The organism is Labilibaculum antarcticum, from assembly GCF_002356295.1.
Classification (GTDB): domain Bacteria; phylum Bacteroidota; class Bacteroidia; order Bacteroidales; family Marinifilaceae; genus Labilibaculum; species Labilibaculum antarcticum.
Map to the genome: position 1 here is coordinate 1,829,043 of NZ_AP018042.1, position 20,772 is coordinate 1,849,814.

20 protein-coding genes are annotated in these 20,772 nt (G+C 35.4%); 16 read left to right on the forward strand and 4 right to left on the reverse strand.

The window, feature by feature from the left end; all coding sequences use genetic code 11:
- The first annotated feature begins 5 nt into the window (after positions 1 to 5).
- From prmC to ALGA_RS07145, 4 genes are all read left to right on the forward strand, one after another.
- Complete coding sequence (gene prmC / locus ALGA_RS07130; protein WP_096428672.1) at positions 6 to 869, forward strand: peptide chain release factor N(5)-glutamine methyltransferase; 864 nt, start codon at positions 6 to 8, stop codon at positions 867 to 869.
- The gene (locus ALGA_RS07135; protein WP_096428673.1) at positions 869 to 1,360 is read left to right on the forward strand and encodes a regulatory protein RecX; all 492 of its coding nucleotides are present in this window, start codon (positions 869 to 871) and stop codon (positions 1,358 to 1,360) included. Before prmC ends, ALGA_RS07135 begins: the two co-directional genes overlap by 1 nt.
- Positions 1,361 to 1,436: 76 nt before the next feature.
- Positions 1,437 to 2,846: an LPP20 family lipoprotein gene (locus ALGA_RS07140; protein ID WP_096428674.1), complete on the forward strand. Its 1,410-nt coding sequence runs from the start codon at positions 1,437 to 1,439 to the stop codon at positions 2,844 to 2,846.
- Between the two features lie 45 nt (positions 2,847 to 2,891).
- Positions 2,892 to 3,491 carry an LPP20 family lipoprotein gene (locus ALGA_RS07145; protein ID WP_096428675.1) on the forward strand — a complete coding sequence of 200 codons (600 nt, stop codon included), beginning with the start codon at positions 2,892 to 2,894 and terminating at the stop codon, positions 3,489 to 3,491.
- A gap of 71 nt (positions 3,492 to 3,562) precedes the next feature.
- On the opposite strand, the gene ALGA_RS07150 is transcribed toward ALGA_RS07145, so the two are convergent.
- Positions 3,563 to 4,072: an outer membrane beta-barrel protein gene (locus ALGA_RS07150; RefSeq protein ID WP_096428676.1), complete on the reverse strand. Its 510-nt coding sequence runs from the start codon at positions 4,070 to 4,072 to the stop codon at positions 3,563 to 3,565.
- A gap of 610 nt (positions 4,073 to 4,682) precedes the next feature.
- Between ALGA_RS07150 and prfB the strand changes: the two genes are divergently transcribed.
- Positions 4,683 to 5,781, forward strand: a protein-coding gene (gene prfB, locus ALGA_RS07155; protein ID WP_145957582.1) for a peptide chain release factor 2 whose coding sequence is annotated in 2 segments (ribosomal slippage) — positions 4,683 to 4,745 and positions 4,747 to 5,781 — 1,098 coding nt in all. Because the reading frame shifts where the segments join, the coding sequence is not laid out codon by codon here.
- 29 nt (positions 5,782 to 5,810) lie between these two features.
- Here the strand turns inward: prfB and ALGA_RS07160 are convergent.
- Entirely contained in the window at positions 5,811 to 6,017 is a 207-nt protein-coding gene (locus ALGA_RS07160; protein WP_096428678.1) for a hypothetical protein, read from the reverse strand.
- Between the two features lie 235 nt (positions 6,018 to 6,252).
- On the opposite strand from ALGA_RS07160, the gene ALGA_RS07165 reads away from it, so the two are divergent.
- The 9 genes from ALGA_RS07165 (at position 6,253) to ALGA_RS07205 (ending at position 14,321) form a co-directional block, all read left to right on the forward strand.
- Positions 6,253 to 6,594 (forward strand): arsenate reductase family protein, encoded by a 342-nt coding sequence (locus tag ALGA_RS07165; protein ID WP_096428679.1) that lies wholly within the window; start codon positions 6,253 to 6,255, stop codon positions 6,592 to 6,594.
- 86 nt (positions 6,595 to 6,680) lie between these two features.
- A complete protein-coding gene (locus ALGA_RS07170) occupies positions 6,681 to 7,730 on the forward strand; it encodes an endonuclease/exonuclease/phosphatase family protein (protein WP_096428680.1) in 1,050 nt (349 codons plus the stop codon).
- Between the two features lie 219 nt (positions 7,731 to 7,949).
- Positions 7,950 to 9,812 (forward strand): methylmalonyl-CoA mutase family protein, encoded by a 1,863-nt coding sequence (locus tag ALGA_RS07175; RefSeq protein WP_096428681.1) that lies wholly within the window; start codon positions 7,950 to 7,952, stop codon positions 9,810 to 9,812.
- A gap of 28 nt (positions 9,813 to 9,840) precedes the next feature.
- A complete protein-coding gene (locus tag ALGA_RS07180) occupies positions 9,841 to 10,236 on the forward strand; it encodes a GxxExxY protein (RefSeq protein WP_096428682.1) in 396 nt (131 codons plus the stop codon).
- A gap of 47 nt (positions 10,237 to 10,283) precedes the next feature.
- Positions 10,284 to 12,440 (forward strand): methylmalonyl-CoA mutase, encoded by a 2,157-nt coding sequence (scpA, locus tag ALGA_RS07185; protein ID WP_096428683.1) that lies wholly within the window; start codon positions 10,284 to 10,286, stop codon positions 12,438 to 12,440.
- 84 nt (positions 12,441 to 12,524) lie between these two features.
- Complete coding sequence (locus ALGA_RS07190; RefSeq protein ID WP_096428684.1) at positions 12,525 to 13,034, forward strand: thioredoxin family protein; 510 nt, start codon at positions 12,525 to 12,527, stop codon at positions 13,032 to 13,034.
- 32 nt (positions 13,035 to 13,066) lie between these two features.
- The gene (locus ALGA_RS07195) at positions 13,067 to 13,525 is read left to right on the forward strand and encodes a DUF4190 domain-containing protein (RefSeq protein WP_096428685.1); all 459 of its coding nucleotides are present in this window, start codon (positions 13,067 to 13,069) and stop codon (positions 13,523 to 13,525) included.
- Positions 13,518 to 13,952: a DUF2752 domain-containing protein gene (locus tag ALGA_RS23555; protein ID WP_162845397.1), complete on the forward strand. Its 435-nt coding sequence runs from the start codon at positions 13,518 to 13,520 to the stop codon at positions 13,950 to 13,952. Before ALGA_RS07195 ends, ALGA_RS23555 begins: the two co-directional genes overlap by 8 nt.
- 33 nt (positions 13,953 to 13,985) lie before the next feature.
- On the forward strand, positions 13,986 to 14,321 hold the full coding sequence (locus ALGA_RS07205; protein ID WP_096428687.1) for a hypothetical protein: 336 nt from the start codon (positions 13,986 to 13,988) through the stop codon (positions 14,319 to 14,321).
- Here ALGA_RS07205 and ALGA_RS07210 read toward each other — a convergent pair.
- Complete coding sequence (locus ALGA_RS07210) at positions 14,314 to 15,156, reverse strand: MBL fold metallo-hydrolase (protein ID WP_096428688.1); 843 nt, start codon at positions 15,154 to 15,156, stop codon at positions 14,314 to 14,316. The two genes, ALGA_RS07205 and ALGA_RS07210, sit on opposite strands and share 8 nt — an antisense overlap.
- Positions 15,157 to 15,267: 111 nt before the next feature.
- Between ALGA_RS07210 and ALGA_RS07215 the strand changes: the two genes are divergently transcribed.
- Together ALGA_RS07215 and ALGA_RS07220 are read left to right on the forward strand one after the other, a co-directional pair.
- Entirely contained in the window at positions 15,268 to 16,635 is a 1,368-nt protein-coding gene (locus ALGA_RS07215; RefSeq protein WP_096428689.1) for a UDP-N-acetylmuramate--L-alanine ligase, read from the forward strand.
- Between the two features lie 92 nt (positions 16,636 to 16,727).
- Complete coding sequence (locus ALGA_RS07220; protein ID WP_096428690.1) at positions 16,728 to 19,034, forward strand: tetratricopeptide repeat-containing sensor histidine kinase; 2,307 nt, start codon at positions 16,728 to 16,730, stop codon at positions 19,032 to 19,034.
- 76 nt (positions 19,035 to 19,110) lie between these two features.
- Here ALGA_RS07220 and ALGA_RS07225 read toward each other — a convergent pair whose 3' ends face one another.
- Entirely contained in the window at positions 19,111 to 20,424 is a 1,314-nt protein-coding gene (locus tag ALGA_RS07225; RefSeq protein WP_096428691.1) for an acetyl-CoA hydrolase/transferase family protein, read from the reverse strand.
- Positions 20,425 to 20,772: the final 348 nt, after the last annotated feature.

Genomic DNA, 20,772 nt, shown 5'->3' on the forward strand with positions numbered 1-20,772 from the left:
TTCACATGACTCCTGCAAACACAATACAATCTACGATAAATTACATAAAAAAAGAACTAGCTGAGCTATATCATGCAAGAGAAACAGAAAGTATGGCATACATTCTTCTTGAGTACGTTCTGAACTATTCAAAAAATCAAATTCAGCTGAATAGAACTGAAAACATAGGCGAAGATCATTTTAAACAAATTGATACTTATACACAGGAACTTAAAACCAGCAAGCCAATACAGTACATTTTAGGCGAAACGGAATTTTACGATCTTACTTTTAAGGTGAACGAACATACTTTAATTCCTCGTCAGGAAACAGAGGAACTGGTTCATGCCATTATCAAAGAAAACCAACAAAAAGCTTTGCACATTTTGGATATTGGAACCGGCAGTGGTTGCATTCCAATTTCTCTTGCGAAAAATATACAAAATGCTCACGTTTCCTCAGCTGACATTTCTGCTGAAGCAATTGAAAAAGCAAAAGAAAACGCTTTGCTTAATCAAGTTGATATTAATTTCTTTCATCGCGACATTCTGAACTGGAAGAAATTTGATTGGGATAATTTTGATATTATTGTGAGCAACCCACCCTACGTAACCGAAGCTGAAAAATGCAAAATGGATAAAAACGTTTTGGATCATGAACCACACACAGCATTATTTGTATCAGATCACGATCCACTTATTTTTTACAGAACCATTGCCGAGTTTGCTCTGCAATATTTGAAAAAAGAGGGGAAGCTTTATTTTGAAATCAACGAAAGTTTAGGACGTGAAATGGTAGAGCTTTTGGAGCAAAAAGGATTTGCAAAAATTCGCCTTTTACAAGATATTAATGGGAAAAATAGAATGGTATCAGCAATAAAATCGCATTAATGGAATACGAAAAGAAAAAAAGAGAGGTGAGCGCTGAGTCTGCTTTATCGAAAGCCATGTTTATTTGCAGCAGAATGGAGAAATGTTGTTTCGATATTCGCAAAAAACTTCGCGACTGGGAAATTTCTTCCGATGATCAGGATCAAATTATTCAAACATTGATTGATGAGAAATTTATTAATGAGGAACGATATACAAATTTTTACGTCCGCGATAAATTCCGTTTTAACCGATGGGGACGAATAAAAATCACTCATCACTTAAAGCAAAAGCAAATTCCCGAATATCTTATTTCCGATGCCATTGAACAATTAGATGAAGTTGAGTATTCTAATATGCTATCAGATTTATTAACCAGTAAAATAAAAACTATTCGAGAGGAAGATCCTTATCAGCTTAAAGCCAAATTATACCGATTTGCACAAGGGAGAGGTTTCGAATCGCAACTGTCACTTCAGATAATAGATAAATTAATTTCAGCAATGGACTAAATTTTTATTTTCCTTTGGCATCCTTATTGTTAACAAATCTTTATCTTTAAAAATCAAAGAAAACTAAATCATAAAAATGATTCAACCTTTACGCAATTTACTACACCTTTCTTTTATACTTGTATTTATGGTGAGCTGTTCGCCAAATACTGCATCGGCCAAACGAAGACCACCGCAATGGGTTAAAGAACGTCCTGTTTCATCGGAATATTACATTGGTATCGCTGTGGTGAAAAAAGATGCCAACGAAACAAGTTATATGCAATTGGCAAAGAATCAGGCTTTACAGGATTTATCTTCTGAAATTTCTATTTCCATTTCATCGAATTCGGTTTTGCATCAATTCGAAAACAACACCAGTTTTAAGGAAGAATTTGAAGCTGATATTCGAACATCGCTAGCACAAGATTTGGAAGGATACGAAATGGTATCATCCTGGGACAATAAAAAAGAAGGAGAATATTGGGTTTACTACCGATTGTCAAAAAATCAGTATGCTCTTCTGAAAAGAATAAAATTAAACAAAGCAAAAAAGCTGTCGCAAAGCTATTTTGAAGAGGGAAAACAATACGAGAACCAACTCGACCTTTTTCAGGCATTAAATTACTATGCAAAATCACTGGATGCCATTAAAAATTATTTGGATGAAGATCTTTCCGTAATGACCCTGGATGGAACTATCAATTTAGGAACAGATATTTACAATTCCATTCAAAATATTTTTAACCGAACCGAATTAACTCCCGAGAAAAAAGCCATTCAAATTCAAATCTCAACTTCTCAAAAAGAACCAATCCGAGTAAAAGCAGTTTGGCGGGCTGATGAAGGAGAAAAAACAATTTCTCAATTACCACTACATATTGATTTCACAAAAGGAGAAGGCATTTTGAATCGTAAGGTTTCTACGGATCAATTTGGTTATGCTACGTCACAATTGTCAAAAGTAACCTCAAAACAAAAGCTTCAAGAAATTACCGTTTCTCTTGATCTTTCATCAATTTTGGATGATAACAACGAAAATTACGAACTGAACAAACTTTTCTTCACTCCCGAATCGGCACCGAAAAGTAAAATATTATTAAATGTAGAACGATTAAAGGCCTACATGAATTTTAGTGAAAAAATATTTGGAGAAGATTCTAAACGAGGAATTTTGGAGAACAATTTAAAGAAAGAATTATCTGAAAATTTCTTCTCATTTACAAACGATAAAGATCAGGCTAAAGTTATTCTTGATATCAATACCAATGTAACAAAAGGTGAAATTAAGGAAGGTCGCAACTACACGGTTTATATTGTGTATCTGGATTGTTTTTTCTCGCTAACTGATGTTAAAACTGGCATGGAGATTTTCAATGATGCCATATACGAGGTGAAAGGCATGAAACCAATCAGTTACGATTACGCTGTGAGAGAGGCTTACGATCAGGCCGTATCTGAAATAAATAACACAATCGTTCCTAAATTGAATCAACTTGATTTATAAAATCATCATATTCCAAAACAAAAAATAACGATAATTTATACACACATGAAAACAAGAAAATTACATCAAAGCTTATTCCTTGGATTAGGAATGTTATTAGTTGCAGGAATGAGTTCTTGCGGATCGGCTGAAAAAGCGGTTACGACAAAAGCACAAGGCGAAGAATTAATTGAAGTTTACTGCACTGGTCCTGATTACCAAAGTGACAAAAACTACTTTAGAGCTTCAGCTATTGGCGAAAGCTTAGACCAAATGGTTTCTAAAAAGAAAGCCGGAACCAATGCTCGTGCCGAATTGGCTACTCTAATTCAGTCTACAATTAAAGGAACCATCGACAACTACGTGAATTCAACTGAATTAAATAATGTTGAACAAGTTGAAGAACGTTTTGAAGGTTTAACCCGTGAGGTGATTAACCAACAATTGAACAACATCAAAGTAATTTGCGAAAAGCAAACCAGAACTGGTGAAAACAAATACAAAACATACATTGCTCTTGAAATGAGTGCAAAAGACTTGGAAGAAGCTATCAACCAAAAACTATCGCAAGACGATAAGCTTAAAGTTGATTACGACTACGAAAAATACAAAGAAACTTTTAATGCAGAAATGCAAAAATTAGAAGTTCAACAAAGAGGATTCTAAAGATAAAACACAAATAATAAAAGACCATTTCTAATAAAGAAATGGTCTTTTTATTTTTAATAATTGGTCGGCTATAAATTAAAAAGCACTCCAACAGCTAAATTAATATTCTCAAAAGCCGTGTTGTATTTAAGATCGCCAAAAAACTGCATATCTCCTCCAGTTCTTGCACCAATACCTAAATTCAAACCAACTTTTGAATCGGAAATACTACCACCTCCAAAATCAACTGAAGCATCAAAATAAGAATAATTTAATCCTCCTATGGCGTATACTTTTAAAGTCTCTTCCGTTACAAAATTATAGTGTGCATCCACATCCAACACATATACATTCAAATCTAAACCATCGGGAGCACTAGGAAAAAAATAAGTGAATCCAGGAGCAATTGAAAATAATTCATTCAACTCATACAATCCTTTAACTCCAATACCAAATGCCGCTGTCTCACTTCCGTCATCATCAATAGAAAGCTTAGTTCCAAGAACTAGGTTACCTCCCAATTTCATTTGAGCACTGGCCTTCTGTCCTACAAATAACATTGCTACGATGGCAATCGCAAATAAAATTCTCTTTTTCATAGTTTAAATTTTAGGTTAAAAAACAACTGCTCCGATTATCGAAGCCAGTACTAAATTTAATCGTTTATAAAAGAGTGACCAAATTTAATTCACCCACAATCATCTATGTGTGTAACTGTTATCTCACACAAAACAAACAAGTTCACATCCTCTAAAATTGATTAGCCGACAATACTACTTTTTAATTCTCTGAATTCTTTTTTTCCAACAAAGCGCACGGAAGCGCCAAAAAAGTAGCCTGAGGTATCTTTGACATTGATGCCAAAATAATTAAGATTCCCTTCAGAAACTTCCAAATCAATAGTAATAAACTATTACTGATCGCCCTTAAAATCTAGCAATATTATTCGTCGTTTTAATTCCCTTTACTCCTCTATAATTTAATATTTACGAATGACTACAACAGACCAGCTAAAAGATTTAGCGGAGCGCACGGCAGCGCCAAAAAAGTAGTCTGAGGTATCTTTGACCTTGATGCCAAAATAATTCAGAATTTCCTGCAAAAACTTCCAAATCAATAGTAATCAACAATGACTGATCGCCCTTAAAATCTAGCAATATTATTCGTTGTTTTAACTACCTTTACTCCTCTATAATTTAATACATACAGATGACTACAACAGACCAGCTAAAAGATTTAGCGGAGCGCACGGCAGCGCTAAGGAGGTATCTTTGACATTGATGCTAAAATAATTCAGATTCAAGAAGAAGAGTTAAGAACTCAGGCTCCGGAATTTTGGGATAACCCAAAAGAAGCCGAGATTCAAATGAAAAAAATTCGTGAACTTAGTTCCTGGACAAATTCATATAAAGAAATTACAGAAGCAATTGATGATCTTCTGATTTTGTTTGATTTCGCAAAAGAAGGCGAGGCATCATCCGAAGAAGTAGATGAACAATTTGCGTCGACCCAAAACCTAATTGAAGCTCTGGAGCTTAAAAACATGCTCGGGAAAGAGGAGGATAAGCTGGGTGCTATTCTCAAAATAAATTCAGGTGCCGGTGGAACTGAAAGTTGCGATTGGTGCGAAATGCTTTACCGAATGTATATGCGTTACGGAGAAGCTCATGGCTATAAGGTAACGTCATTGGAATATCAGGAAGGTGACGAAGCTGGAATCAAATCGGCAACTATTGAAATTGAAGGTGATTTTGCTTACGGATATCTTAAATCGGAAAATGGTGTACATCGTTTGGTTCGACTTTCTCCGTTTAATGCGGCCAACAAACGAATGACCACTTTTGCATCAGTCTATGTATATCCTGCTATTGATGACACCATCGAAATAGAAATAAATCCTGCTGATATCAGTTGGGATACTTTCCGTTCGGGCGGTGCCGGCGGACAAAATGTGAATAAAGTGGAAACGGGCGTTCGTCTTCGACATGCTCCTACCGGCATTGTCATTGAGAATACAGAAACCCGCTCCCAACATGGAAACCGTGAAAATGCACTTCGATTGTTGAAATCGCAATTGTACGAATTGGAACTAAGAAAACGTCAGGAAGAGACGGATAAAATTGAAGGTTCGAAAAAGAAAATTGAATGGGGTTCGCAAATTCGTTCCTATGTAATGCAACCTTACAAATTAGTAAAGGATGTAAGAACAGGCCACGAAACGTCCAACGTTCAAGCCGTTTTAGATGGTGATTTGGATGGGTTCATTAAAGCATTCCTAATGGAATTTAGTAATGATGAAAAAAAATAAATACCCTAGGGACCTTGCATGCAAGGTCTCTATTCTTTTGTTTTTTTGGGCTTAAACATCCCTCCTATCAATACTCCAAACAAAACTCCATAAGGTACCATTGTGTACCAATTGGCCTGAATTGGGCAGGTTCCTGAAACACAACCAACATATTTCCAGTAAAGGAATCCTCCTAAAAGCCCCACTAAGCCTCCAACTATTTCAAATTTTCTATTATTTATTAGCTTTTTTATCATCCTGCAATTATATACATGTTTATATAACTCAAACATAGCAAAGAATATCGAATTGTATTGTCCTGATCAAGACAAATTTTGTTAATTATAGAATAAATATTATAATTTATATGGTTGGCATTGGCACACAATACCACGATTACATTTTAATTCGAAAAAGTCAAATTCTATTTCTTCTGATAGAACTGAAAGCCGTATATTTGTGATCACTTTAAACAGTAAATCAGAAATAAAAATGTTGAAAATATACCACAATCCACGTTGTTCAAAAAGTAGAGCAGGCTTAAAATATTTACAGGACAAAGGATTAGAACCTGAAATTCGCTTGTACCTTAAGGAGGAATTTACCAAAGAAGAACTTGCTGATGTTTTAATGAGAATGGCGAAACAGCCATGGGAGATTATCCGAACTCAGGAAAAAATCTACAAAACCAATTTCAAAGGGAAAAATTTCAATACTGATGAATGGATCAAAATCTTAATTGAGTTTCCAAACCTAATTCAACGCCCTATTGTTATTAAAGACCACAAAGGAATATTTGCTGTGCCGGCTGAAAAAATGGATGAAATTTTCTAATTCATTCATCTCGAATTCCCATAGTTATTGACAGGCATTTATAAATTTGTCTCTACAAAATTTCACAAAGAGAAATTAATAAGAACATGAAAAAATTTGGCACTATATATATCCTTCTTTTATCATTACTATTAGTTGCTTGTGATCCTTTTGCAACTAAAATAGGACCAAAGGTATCCTTATACGAAAGCATAACGATACAGGAATGCACCTTTCCGGATACCTTAAAAGTAATGACCTGGAATATTAAATTTGGTGGCGGAAGAATCGATTTCTTTTTTGATTGTCATGGCGACCGGGTCATCATGGAGGAATCGGAAGTAATTGACAACATGGCTCTTCTATCAGAAAAAATCCGTGAAGTAAATCCTGATATCCTTTTTATTCAGGAAGCCGATGTGAACGCGAAACGGAGTGCTTACGTAGATCAGGTTCAATATCTGCTTGACAATAGCGATTTAAATTATGCGGCTTATGCCTCACAATGGAAAGCCAAACACATTCCCAGCAATGGAATCGGAAAAATGGATTCGGGCAACGCTATTTTATCCAAATGGAAATTTACCGATGCTAAGCGAACTCCTCTGCCTCTAATTCAATCGCAAAATTTTATTGTGCGTTATTTTTATCTCAAACGAAATATTCTGGAAGCAAATCTGGAAAATAAAGGGGAATCGATTAAGCTACTAACAACTCACTTATCGGCTTACGCCAAAGATGATACCAAGAAAATACAGTTGGGTATTTTGAAGACTTACGTCGATTCTTTAAATCAAAAAGGACAAAAATTTATTTTAGCTGGTGATTTTAACTCTCTCCCGCCCTTTAGTGTGCAAACAAGTAATTTTGATGATTCTGCGTGCACCGATGGTGATTTTGAAGCTGATAATTACAGTGCCGAAACCAATTGGATGATGCCTTTTTACGAAAACTACCAGGCCGCAATTCCTTTAGAAAATTTTAAAGAGAACAATTCGAAACATTTTTCACATACGACGGATAAAAACGGGTACTGGAATCGCAAGGTCGATTACCTATTTACCAATGGATGTTTTATCCCGACCAGTGGAAATACTCTTCAACAATGGATGCAAGTGTCGGATCATGCTCCAATTGTTGTTACTTATGAATTGTGAATCGAAAGTTATTTACAGCTGACTCACAATAATTTATCCTATTAATTAACTCCTAACAGTAAGCATTAAATTTATCAAATATTCCATTTGATTCAAAATGTCAATTAATAATTCCTAATAGCAGATGTTTTAAAAGTATGATTAAGAACATTTTTAAAACCTTCGATTAATGATAAAAAGGCCTTATTTTTAGGCTCTAATTTTTAAACAGTTACAGTTATGGCAGATAATAAACTTTTTAGTGACTTTGCTCCTCAATCTACTCAAGAGTGGGTTGACAGAATCGCTAAAGATCTTAAAGGTGCTGACTTTGATAGAAAGTTGGTTTGGAGAACTAATGAAGGATTCAATGTACAACCTTTCTATAGACTGGAAAACATGGATGACAAAGCCTTCATGAATACCTATCCTGGAGATTTTCCTTATGTTCGTGGTAATAAAAAAGACAATAACGATTGGTTAGTTCGTCAAGATATTATTGTTGAAGATGTGAAAGCAGCTAACGAACAAGCTCTTGATATCTTGAACAAAGGTGTTGACTCAATTGGATTCGTATTGAATTGGAAAGACCTAAGTAAAGACGAATTAGCTACTTTGTTGAATGGTATTTTCTTGGATTGTGTAGAAATCAACTTTGAAAAATCTCACGGTACAGTTGAATTAATCAAAAACCTACAGGCAATTGCAACTGAAAAAAGCATCGCTCTTGATAAATTAAATGGCGGGGTTTCAATCGATCTTCTTTCAGGATTCAGTACTGTTGGTAACTTCTGTCAATCAGAAGAAAGCTCATTCAACTATTTAAAAGAAGCTATCGAAGCTTCAAAAGCGCTTCCTAACTTTAAGGTTATTGCTGTAGGTGGAAGCTTATTCAATAACTCAGGTTCTTCAATTGTTGAAGAATTAGGTTTCTCTTTAGCTTCAGGTGCTGAATATCTTGGCAAAATGGTTGCTGCTGGTCTTTCTGTTGACGAGGTTGCTCCAAAAATCCGTTTCAACTTTGCAACAAGCTCTAAGTATTTCATGGAGATTGCAAAACTAAGAGCTGGACGTATGCTATGGGCCAACATCGTTAAAGCATTTGGCGCTTCGAACGACGAAGTTTGCAAAATGTTTGTTCACGGTGAAACTTCAGAGTGGAACAAAACAGTTTATGATCCATATGTAAACATGTTGCGTTCTCAAACTGAAACAATGTCTGCCGTTTTAGGTGGTCTTGATTCATTTACTGTGAAACCTTTCGATTCTGCATTTGCTGAGACATCAGTATTCTCGGACAGAATTGCCCGTAACCAACAATTACTACTAAAAGAAGAATCGCACTTCGGTAAAATTGCTGACCCTGCTGCTGGTTCATACTATATTGAGTCATTGACCGAGTCGATTGCTGATGAAGCTTGGAAATTATTCTTAACTGTTGAAGACAAAGGTGGATACCTTGCTGCTTTCAAAGCAGGATTTGTACAGTCTACTATTACGGCAACTGCTCAAAAAAGAGATTTTCAGATTGCTACCCGTAAAGAGAATTTCTTAGGAACCAACCAGTACCCTAACTTCGGTGAAGTATTGGAAACTCTTCCTGAAGCAGTTCTTGTTCCTACTGATAAAACTGCAGCTGATGCAGTTTGTGAAACTCTTAAACCATACCGTGGTGCTCAGGCTTTCGAAGCTCTTCGTAACAAGACTGATATTTACAGCAAAACAAATGCACGTCCTAAAGTGATGATGTTCCCTATCGGAAACTTGAATATGCGTAAGGCTCGCGCTCAGTTTGCTTGTAACTTTTTCGCTTGTGCAGGTTTCGATGTTGAAGATCACAACGGTTTTACTTCTGTAGAAGAAGGTGCAAAATTCGTTACCGAGAAGAATGCTAAGATTGTTGTTATTTGTAGCTCTGATGATGAGTACGTAACTATCGCTCCTGAGCTTTTAAAAGCACTTAAAGGAAAAGCTACTCTTGTTGTTGCAGGTGCTCCGGCATGTACTGACGAATTAAAAGCTAAGGGTGTTGAAAACTTTATTAACGTGAAGTCTAACGTTCTTGAAACTTTAAAAGCATACCAAGCCGAGTTAGGAATTTAATTCAACGCTAAGACACAAAGACGCCAAGATGATTTCTAAAATACGATACGAGGAAATAGGTCAGATAATAGTTCAAGCATCTTATGAGGTGCATAAAGAACTTGGGCCAGGTTTACTTGAATCTGTTTATGAAGTTTGTCTCGAAGAAGAAATTAAAAGACTTAAATTAAGAGTTGAAAGACAAGTTAGAATACCTGTAGTTTTTAAAGGAAAAACTTTAGGGAAAGATTTTATAATTGATTTATTAGTTGAAGATGAGGTGATAATTGAACTAAAAGCATTGGAAATTCTATTACCAGTACATGAAGTTCAATTGGTAACCTATCTAAAACTTGCAGATAAAAAGCTAGGTTTTTTAATCAATTTTAATGTTCCATTAATTAAACAAGGTATTAAACGAAAAGTCAATCAATATTATTTCTAAAAGTAAATTGCGTCTTAGCGCCTTTGCGTTAACAAAAATAAAAAGAAATGAAGCCAAATTTTAAAGATATAAATATCAAGTCATCTCAAAGAGCTGCGACAACATCTCAGAAATGGGAAAAAGAAAACGGCATTGAAAAATCTTGGATGACACCAGAACAAATTCCTGTTAAAACAGCCTTTAACAAGGAAGATTTAGAAGGAATGGAGCACTTGAACTATGTTTCAGGTTTACCACCATTCCTACGTGGACCTTATTCAGCTATGTTTCCTTTGCGTCCTTGGACAATTCGTCAGTACGCAGGTTTCTCTACTGCTGAAGAATCAAATGCATTCTACCGTCGTAACCTTGCTGCTGGTCAGAAAGGACTTTCTGTAGCATTCGATTTGGCTACTCACCGTGGGTATGATTCAGATCATCCTCGTGTAATTGGTGATGTTGGTAAAGCAGGTGTTGCTATCGACTCTATCCTGGATATGGAGATCCTTTTCGATCAAATTCCTTTGGATGAGATGTCAGTATCTATGACAATGAATGGTGCAGTACTTCCAGTATTGGCTTTCTACATTGTTGCAGGTTTAGAGCAAGGTGCTCGATTGGATCAACTTTCTGGAACAATCCAGAATGATATCCTAAAAGAATTCATGGTGCGTAACACTTACATCTACCCACCAGATTTCTCAATGAAAATTATTGCTGATATTTTCGAATTTACTTCGAATTTCATGCCTAAGTTCAACTCTATTTCTATCTCAGGATACCACATGCAAGAAGCAGGTGCTACTGCAGATATCGAGTTAGCTTATACTCTTGCTGATGGTTTAGAGTACTTGAAAAAAGGTGTAGCTGCAGGAATGGATGTTGATACATTCGCTCCTCGTTTGTCTTTCTTCTGGGCTATCGGAATGAATCACTTCATGGAGATTGCTAAAATGAGAGCAGGTCGTTTACTATGGTCTAAGATTGTAAAACAATTCGATCCTAAGAATCCTAAGTCAATGGCATTGCGTACTCACTCGCAAACTTCAGGTTGGTCATTAACCGAGCAAGATCCTTTCAATAATATTGGACGTACTTGTATCGAAGCAATGGCTGCAGCTTTGGGTCACACTCAATCTCTTCACACCAATGCATTGGATGAAGCGATTGCATTGCCAACTGACTTCTCAGCACGTATTGCCCGTAACACTCAGATTTATATTCAGGATGAAACTACAATCTGTAAATCAGTTGATCCATGGGCAGGTTCTTACTACGTTGAGTCATTAACTCAAGAATTAGTAGACAAAGCTTGGGCTCACATCGAAGAAGTTGAGAAATTAGGTGGAATGGCTAAGGCTATCGAGTCTGGCATTCCAAAACTTCGTATCGAAGAAGCTGCTGCTCGTACTCAAGCTAAAATTGATGCGAACACTCAAACTATTGTAGGTATTAATAAATATCGTTTGGAGAAAGAAGATCCAATAGATATTTTAGAAGTAGATAACACTGCTGTACGTACTGCACAACTTGAACGTTTGGCTAAGCTTCGTGCTAACCGCGACGAAAAAGCTGTTCAGGCTGCTCTTAAAGCTATTACTGCCTGTGCAAACGGTGGTGAAGGTAACCTGTTGGATCTTGCTGTAAAAGCTGCACAACTTCGTGCTTCTTTAGGTGAGATTTCTGACGCTTGCGAAGAAGTTTGTGGAAGATATAAAGCTGTAATTAGAACTGTGTCAGGAGTGTATTCATCAGAATCAAAACAAGATGCTGATTTTGCAAAAGCAAAATTATTAGCAGACAAATTTGCAGAAATGACAGGACGTCGTCCTCGTATCATGGTTGCAAAAATGGGACAAGATGGTCATGACCGTGGTGGTAAAGTTGTTGCTACAGGTTTTGCTGATATAGGATTTGACGTTGACATGGGACCCTTGTTCCAAACTCCGGAAGAATCTGCTAAGCAAGCTGTAGAAAATGATGTACACATCCTTGGTGTTTCTTCATTGGCTGCTGGTCACAAAACTTTGGTTCCTGCAGTTATCGCGGAATTGAAAAAATTAGGTCGTGAAGATATCATGGTTACTGCAGGTGGTGTTATACCAGCTCAGGATTACGATTTCTTATACGAAGCTGGTGTTGTTGGTGTATTTGGTCCTGGTACCAAAGTATCAAGATGTGCCATCCAAATGTTGGATATCCTAATTGAGCAATACAAAGACTAGTTCTTTTTATTACACTATATTTAAAGACAGGAACAATGTTCCTGTCTTTTTTTTGCTAAATTTTAAATTATAATATCAACTTCTATGAAAAGGCTTGCATCGCTTCTTATTTTTTTAGCCATCGTTTTGAATCTCTCGGCTCAAAATAACACCAAAGAAGATTCCAGAATTAATGAGACCGTTCTATACGGACAATTCACTTTAGATGCTTTTAATATGGATTTATGCTCCCCTTGGTACACTCCCGAGCATGACTCTTATTTGGCAGATACAACTATTCTAAAAAAGCTCACAGAACAAAATTTTGAGAATATCTCAATCAGTCTTATTCTTGGTTCATGGTGTCATGATAGTCATCGGGAAGTGCCTCGTTTCATCAAAATACTAGAAGAAATAAACTATCCGTTTGACAGACTTCAAATGTACGCATTGGACACCGACAAAACCTCACCGGATTTTGATGCAAAAGCGAACAATGTCACTAATGTTCCAACCGCGATTATTTCTCGAAATAGAGTTGAAATAGGTCGCATCATCGAAAGCCCAAAATTATCTTTGGAAAAAGATCTTTTAAAAATACTTTCAAAAAATTAGTATCTTTATCTTTTAGACCAACTAACGCAATCATGGAGCAAGAGCAAACAAATGCCGGACAAACATTAGGAATTATTGGATTAATACTAGGTATTATAACTTTCATGATTGGATTTATTCCTTGCGTTGGAGTTATTGCAATTATTCCTGGAGTAATTGCAATTATTTTAAGCGCAGTTGGACTAAGCCAAGCCAATCGGGGAAATGGTGCACGCGGGATTAATATCGGAGCATTAATTGTCTCAATTATTGGCGTTTTAGTCGCTTCCCTATGGCTGATTTTTGTCGTTGGAATTGCTAACCTCAACGAAGATGAAATTCAAAATTTTGTCGAAGATGTAATCGAAGAAGCTATTGATGAATCCGTACAAAATCCTGACTTGCAAGATGTTCTAGAAGAACTAGAAGATCAACTTGATGAAGTATCTGTTGATTCAATTCATATCAAAACAGATAGCATCAATCTTGAAATCAAAATTAATAATGAGTAATTCTCATCAAACTAAACAAAACTACAAAGTAATCAACCTCTCTTTCGCCGGAATTATTCTATGTATTTTTATTTACTCAGGTCTTTTTTCTGCAGAAGAAAGCAAACACCCAATCCCATCATTTTACACTCAAATAACAAACGAAAATAGTCCATCTACGGGATTATCCCGTAGTTTCTCAGCTATTGTTCAAGGTGATCTTCAACTGGCGAAAACATACAATCCTCTTGGTTTACATATATTTCTATTTTTCGCTATTCAACTAATTTTTAGGAGCTTATCTTTTATGTTGATTAAAGAGCGATTTTTATGGATGAAACCATATATTTTCATGGATGCTACTCTGACGATAATTGGCTTTTATCTAGCATTCAGACCATTAATAGTATTCACTATAAAACTTTTTCAAGAAACCATCGTAAACTGAGCAAGTTAATATTAACAAACTAACTCTTGCGATATGTTGGTACTACTTGTAATTGTTTTTCTCGCACTTTTGACCAGCCTCATGGTTTTAAATATCTACAATGAACTCAATTTATCCAAAAGGATTATTCGAGCAGGATTTTTTGTGCAGGAATTAATGGATCAACATGGTATTAAACATCTTGATCTGGAAAAGAAATTTGAAAAATCCACTATTACGACTCAACTTCGAGTATTAGAGTACTATTTGCACTCTCTTAATTCATCTTACAAGGATTTTGGCACAAAAAAAACAGTTATTCAGAGACTAATAACAATAGAGAATGTTCTGGCAGAATATGGCTACCAGAACAAATTAAGTGTTATTTAATTTCTGTGAGCGAAAAACATTTATCAACTTTTACACCTCTGGGTGTTTGCACCAGACTGCAACACTCATGCAGTATATCGTGCTGAAAAAATAAAATATAGTTATTTTCCACTGCCTCTTTTAAAAAAGCTTCTTTCTCATGCAATGATTCTTTTGGATTAAGGTCATAACTAGCCAGCCATTTTACAGGTACATTTGCTGTTGTAGGAATAAAATCTCCGGCAAATACAATGGTGTCATTTTCATTTTTGATAATAGCAACCATCAAACCCGGAGTATGTCCATTTACAAATCGAATTTCAAAATTAGGAAACAACTCTCCCTCCCTGTCAACAAGTTTTAATTGACCAACCTCCTTTATTGGAACAATGTTTTCCTGAAAATAGGCGTCCGCTTCACGAATATTTGGATTGTTGAAATTTTCCCATTGTGTTTTGCTCACCCAATGAGTTGCGTTTGGGAAAACCAAATCAAAACCTTCTCCTTTTTCATTATTCTTTACAGCTCCACCGCAATGGTCGAAGTGCAAATGAGTAAAAACGACATCGGTAATATCAGTTGGTTGAAAACCAATATTTGAAAGAGAAGACAGCAATGTGGCATTACCATTTAAATGATGATGTTTGAAAAACTCTACATCCTGCTTATCTCCGCTACCATTATCAATTAATATCTTTCGCTCCCCATCAACAACAAGCATACTTCTCATCGCACAATTGCATAAATTATCTTCATCGCTAGGATATTTCCGACTCCAAAGAAGTTTTGGAACCACACTGAACATAGCTCCACCATCGCATTTAAAATTGCCCGTTTCTATATTATATATTTCCATTATTTTAACTTAAATATGTTATCTTTAATTTCAAATAATACTGTAAACACGGCTTTACAGACCTAATCATTTGATTCAGGTCAAAAATACAATTTTTTAAAACGATTATCAATGAGAGTACATTTTATAGCAATTGGCGGTAGTGCCATGCACAATCTTGCAATAGCCTTGCATTTAAAAGGTTTTACTGTTTCGGGTTCCGATGATGAAATTTTTAATCCATCAAGATCCCGTTTGGAAAAACACAATATCCTGCCCGAAGAATGGGGTTGGTTTCCTGAAAAAATAGATACTGGTCTTGACGCCATTATTTTAGGAATGCATGCTCGAATTGACAATCCTGAATTGTTAAGAGCGCAAGAATTAGGATTAAAAATTTTCTCTTACCCTGAGTACATTTACGAGCAGACAAAGGATAAAACAAGAATCGTAATTGGAGGCAGTCATGGCAAAACCACAACAACCTCCATGGTAATGCATGTACTGAAAGATAATAATATTGATTTCGACTACATGGTTGGTGCTCAAATTGAAGGATTCGAAACTATGGTTAGGTTGACGAAAGAGGCCAAAATAGCAATTTTCGAAGGCGATGAATATTTATCCTCTCCTATTGATAGAAGACCCAAATTTCATCTTTATCATCCGCATATTGCATTGCTAACTGGTATAGCCTGGGATCACATCAATGTTTTTCCAACATTTGAAAACTATGTGGAGCAATTCGATATTTTCACAAATCTAATTCAGCCCAATGGAAGCTTAATTTATTTTGAGGAAGACGAACACATTCAAAAAATCCTAAGTAATAGGAGAAAAGATGTCAGCTACATTCCATACAATACGCATCCATTCAGATTAGAAAATAACCAAACAATTTTAACTACAGACAAGGACGAATTTGCTCTTGAGATATTTGGAGAGCACAACCTACAAAACTTAATGGGTGCTTATCACATCTGTAAAAGCATTGGAGTAAAAGATCTTGATTTTTATAAATCGATACAAAACTTCTCTGGTGCCGCTCGTCGTCTTCAAAAACTTGCAGAAAGTGAAAACTGCAGTGTTTTTCAAGATTTTGCTCATTCCCCATCCAAATTAAAAGCAACAACCGAAGCGGTTAAAAAACAATATCAGAATCGAAAACTAATTGCCTGCATGGAACTCCATACATTCAGTAGTTTAAAAAAAGAGTTCCTTCCACATTATGAAAACACGATGTGTATGGCAGATCACGCTTTTGTTTATTTTGATCCTAAAACGATTGAACACAAGAAACTGGAACCAATTACAAGCAAGCAGGTTGCGGAGGCTTTTGGAGGAAGTAACCTTAAGGTATACACCGATTCAGATCTACTAATATCAGATCTGCTTTCAATGAACTTTAACAACACAAATGTTTTACTTATGAGTTCGGGGAATTTTACGGGTGTAAACCTCCCCCAATTAGCCCAAAACATTATAGTAAACACTAAATGATCTAAGTTACAGTATTTCAATTATATTTGTATTGCCATAAATTAAATTAACACTACTTTCATGGCATACAGAACCCTAAACTCAGGAGTATTATGCTTTATAAGTTCACATGTATTTTAATAATTCTTCTTCTTTCTCCAATTACTACTGTATTTGGAGAAACTCAGGATCAAATCCAGAAGGCAGAAGAATTATTAAAAGATACTAAAGGAGGTGAAAGAATCGCATTGCTTAAAGAACTTTCCCGCTTAAATGTTGATAAAGATCCTGAAAAAAGCATTAACTACGCAAAAGAAATTGTCATTCTAAGCTCTGAAAATCCTATTGAAAAATCGGCTTCATTATACCATTTAGGCAACCTATATCGCCGGGTAAATAATTACAGACTAGCTCTCGACTGTCAAAATCAGGCCCTTAAAATACGAGAAACGATAAATGATTTAAAAGGAATTGCCAGTTCTTTAAATAACATTGGCGAGATCTATAAAATTCTTAATAAATATGACGAAGCCTTAGCTCACCTTAATCGATCGTTAGAAATTAGAGAAAAAAACGGGACTCAAAAAGAAGTTGCCTATACCTTAAACAATATTGGAAGTGTTTATTGGCTTAAAAAAGATTATGCCAATTCATTAGGATTCTATCTTAAATCTTTGGAAATAAGGTCAAATCTAGGTGACAAAACGGACATATCATCTTCTCTAAATAATCTTGGGAATGTGTACAAAAACCTAAACAAACCAAACAAAGCTCTCGACTATTATTCTAAAGCTCTTCAAATTAGAGAAGAAATTGGTGATAAAAATCTAATTGCATTTTCGTTAAATGATATTGGAGGAATATACTGGAGATTAAATAATTTCAATGAGTCACTATCTTATTACAATCAATCACTCAAAATAAGAAAAGAAATTGGTAATAAACTATACATTGCTGCAACACTAAAAAATATCGGAACCGTTTATAAGGATTTAAACGAACTGGATTATTCGTTAAAAAACTACAATGATGCTTTAAAGATTTATGATGAAATTAATGATCAGAAGGAACAGGCGAATGTTTTTTCTTTAATTGGTAAGCTTTACGAAAGCTACAACAACTTCGACAAAAGTCTCGAATATCACAAAATCGCTCTTAATCTTCATAACAAAATCGGTAACATAAAAGGTGTCGCTTATTCTTCGAACAGCATAGGCGAAATCTTAATGAAATATTACCAGAACGAGAAAGCTAAGGATTACTTGCTATCAGCATTCGATCATGCTAATCAATGCAAAGATAGAGGCTTGCAAAAAATTGCATCTGAAAATTTATTTGAGTATTTCTCGAATCTGGGAGATTATAAAAAAGCTCTTGAATATTATCGTGAATACTCAAGCACCCAATACGATAGCATCATAGATCAGATAGGGAAAGATAAAATTACAGAATTTGAGGCCAATTATCAGATTTCAAAAAATAACGATGAAATTAAAAGTCTGAAAGCTTACACTCGCCAACAATCCATTGCAATATACCTTTTTATAGCCATAATAATACTTGCCGGGATAATCGGTTATATCGCTAGGAAGAACATTAAAATAAGAAAGGAAGCTACCCAAGCCTTAACAGAAAAGAATAATCAATTGGAAGAAATCAACTCCAGATTAAAAGAAACGGAAATGACACTTCGAGATTTAAATCTAACCAAGGATAAAATATTTAATATTATTTCGAACGATTTACGAACCCCTTTTATTGATATGAAGATAATGAGCTCGGAGTTACTGGAGAGTTTTGACCAAGCTGAAATTGAAGTCCAAAAGGATTTATCCAAAAATATCAGAGACTTGTCTTTTCATACTTACAACCTTGTTGAAAACATATTACTCTGGTCTGCTTCGCAATCTGGAAAAACGAAATTTTCACCACGCTTTTTTAATGTCAAAGAGCTTTTAGATCATAGTTTAACCAAACTTTCGGAACAGCTTGTTGAGAAAAATGTTAAAATAGTTTTTAATTTAGATCGCACTTCAAAAGCTTATTCTGATACATCAGCAACCTGTGAAGTATTTAAAAATCTATTATCCAATGCAATAAAATTCTCTTACCCTGAAGGGAAAATTACCATATCTGCCAGAGAAAAGAAGTATTGGATTGAATTGGAAATTTCTGACGAAGGGGTGGGAATGAGTAAAACAAATCTCCACAAAATATTCCGTTTGGATAATGATTACCTTGCATTAGGTACAGCACAGGAAAAAGGCGCTGGAATTGGCCTGCTTCTTTGCAAAGAATATGTTGAGAAAAATGGCGGTAAAATTTGGGCCGATAGTGAAGAAGGAAAAGGAAGTAGTTTTTATATTACAATTCCTAAATCGGATAAATTAATGGGCTCTGTTCCAAAAATAGAAAGTTAGTAAAAACAATATTATCAGACATAAAAAAAGAGGCCTCATCGGCCTCTTTTTTTTTGATCAGAATTTCTGAACTATATTAGTATTTTTTAGCAACAAAATGATAGTGACTACCGAATCTTTCGAAAGCAGCCTGATCTAATTCTTCTCTGAAATTAGGATGAGCAACAGAAATAATTGCCTTAGCTCTTTGCTGTAATGTTTTACCGTAAAGATTAACACATCCATATTCAGTAGCAAACCAATGCATGTTATTACGAGTTGTTACAACACCAGATCCTTGTAATAGAGTTGGTGCAATTTTAGAAACACCTTTCCCAGTTACTGAAGGCATAGCGATAACTGGCACACCACCTTCTGATGCAGCAGCACCACGAGTAAAGTCAATCTGTCCACCTACCCCAGAATAATGTCTTGTTCCGATTGAATCAGCACAAACCTGACCGGTAATATCAATTGATAAAGCAGAGTTAATAGCACACACTTTTGGATTTTGTCTGATAATTTCTACACCATTAGTGTAACCAACATCCATCATGAGTACTCCTGGATTATCATCAACAAAATCGTAAAGTGTTTTAGTTCCCATTAAGAAACTAGCAACAATTTTACCTTGATCAAGTTTCTTGTTCATTCCATTTACAACACCGCTATAAACCAAAGGAAGAAGACCGTCCGCAAACATCTCAGTATGAATACCAAGATTCTTGTGGTTACCAAGCTGAGCTAATACAGCATTAGGAATACCACCAATACCCATTTGAAGACAAGCTCCATCAGGAATAATGTTTGCTACATTCTTACCAATAGCAATTTCGATATCACAAAGAGGAGCATTGTGATGTTCAACAAGTGGAGAATTATCTTCACAGAACACATCACACATACTCATTGGTATCATTGCATCACCAAAAGAACGAGGTACGTTTGTATTGATGATTGCTACAACTGTATCAGCAGTTTCAACAGCAGCAAGAGAACAATCTATTGACGTTCCTAAAGATACATAACCATGCTTGTCTGGAGGACTTACTTGTACAACAGCTACATTAACGTCAAGAACACCTTGACGAATCATTTTTTGAGTTTCACTCAAAAATACAGGAATATAATCTGCATAACCTGCTTGTGTTTGTTTTCTAACATTAGCACCCACAAATAGGGATTCTAAATTAAAAATACCTTCAAATTCAGTGTCAGCATAAGGAGCTGGTCCTTCTGTATGAAGATGTTGTATTGCTACATCGTAAATTTCACCATTACGACCTCGGTCACACATTGCTTTAATGAACTTGTGTGGCGCTAGTGCAACTGAGTGTAGGTGCACTCTGTCACCTGATTTAATCACCTTCGCCGCTTCCTCAAAAGAAACTATTTTGATCTCTTTGTGCATCTTTTTATTCGGTTTTTATATGGTTTTAAATATTTTCTAAATCGCCGACTAAAGTAGTATATTTTTTGGCTTCAATTACTGCTATTCAGCATGACTGCTACAAAACATATCCGCATTACGAGTTCATAACTAAGCTTTTGCGATTTCCATATTTTTAAATAATCCAGGATATTTCAGAACCTCCTAAATGGTATTTAAAATATCATTTACACTTGCAGTCTATTCCCTAATAAAAAGCGTTATTCGATAAATTACACCACAAAAGAAGCCGGGAAAAAATCCCCGGCTACAAAACCCAAACATCTAATAAAACTTAAATAACAAAAACTATCAAACTATTATTTTTTT

Coding starts and splice junctions, on each gene's coding strand:
- prmC (WP_096428672.1), top strand. CDS start 6: ATGACTCCTGCAAACACAATACAATCTACGATAAATTACATAAAAAAA.
- ALGA_RS07135 (WP_096428673.1), top strand. CDS start 869: ATGGAATACGAAAAGAAAAAAAGAGAGGTGAGCGCTGAGTCTGCTTTA.
- ALGA_RS07140 (WP_096428674.1), top strand. CDS start 1,437: ATGATTCAACCTTTACGCAATTTACTACACCTTTCTTTTATACTTGTA.
- ALGA_RS07145 (WP_096428675.1), top strand. CDS start 2,892: ATGAAAACAAGAAAATTACATCAAAGCTTATTCCTTGGATTAGGAATG.
- ALGA_RS07150 (WP_096428676.1), bottom strand. CDS start 4,072: ATGAAAAAGAGAATTTTATTTGCGATTGCCATCGTAGCAATGTTATTT.
- ALGA_RS07160 (WP_096428678.1), bottom strand. CDS start 6,017: ATGATAAAAAAGCTAATAAATAATAGAAAATTTGAAATAGTTGGAGGC.
- ALGA_RS07165 (WP_096428679.1), top strand. CDS start 6,253: ATGTTGAAAATATACCACAATCCACGTTGTTCAAAAAGTAGAGCAGGC.
- ALGA_RS07170 (WP_096428680.1), top strand. CDS start 6,681: ATGAAAAAATTTGGCACTATATATATCCTTCTTTTATCATTACTATTA.
- ALGA_RS07175 (WP_096428681.1), top strand. CDS start 7,950: ATGGCAGATAATAAACTTTTTAGTGACTTTGCTCCTCAATCTACTCAA.
- ALGA_RS07180 (WP_096428682.1), top strand. CDS start 9,841: ATGATTTCTAAAATACGATACGAGGAAATAGGTCAGATAATAGTTCAA.
- scpA (WP_096428683.1), top strand. CDS start 10,284: ATGAAGCCAAATTTTAAAGATATAAATATCAAGTCATCTCAAAGAGCT.
- ALGA_RS07190 (WP_096428684.1), top strand. CDS start 12,525: ATGAAAAGGCTTGCATCGCTTCTTATTTTTTTAGCCATCGTTTTGAAT.
- ALGA_RS07195 (WP_096428685.1), top strand. CDS start 13,067: ATGGAGCAAGAGCAAACAAATGCCGGACAAACATTAGGAATTATTGGA.
- ALGA_RS23555 (WP_162845397.1), top strand. CDS start 13,518: ATGAGTAATTCTCATCAAACTAAACAAAACTACAAAGTAATCAACCTC.
- ALGA_RS07205 (WP_096428687.1), top strand. CDS start 13,986: ATGTTGGTACTACTTGTAATTGTTTTTCTCGCACTTTTGACCAGCCTC.
- ALGA_RS07210 (WP_096428688.1), bottom strand. CDS start 15,156: ATGGAAATATATAATATAGAAACGGGCAATTTTAAATGCGATGGTGGA.
- ALGA_RS07215 (WP_096428689.1), top strand. CDS start 15,268: ATGAGAGTACATTTTATAGCAATTGGCGGTAGTGCCATGCACAATCTT.
- ALGA_RS07220 (WP_096428690.1), top strand. CDS start 16,728: ATGCTTTATAAGTTCACATGTATTTTAATAATTCTTCTTCTTTCTCCA.
- ALGA_RS07225 (WP_096428691.1), bottom strand. CDS start 20,424: ATGCACAAAGAGATCAAAATAGTTTCTTTTGAGGAAGCGGCGAAGGTG.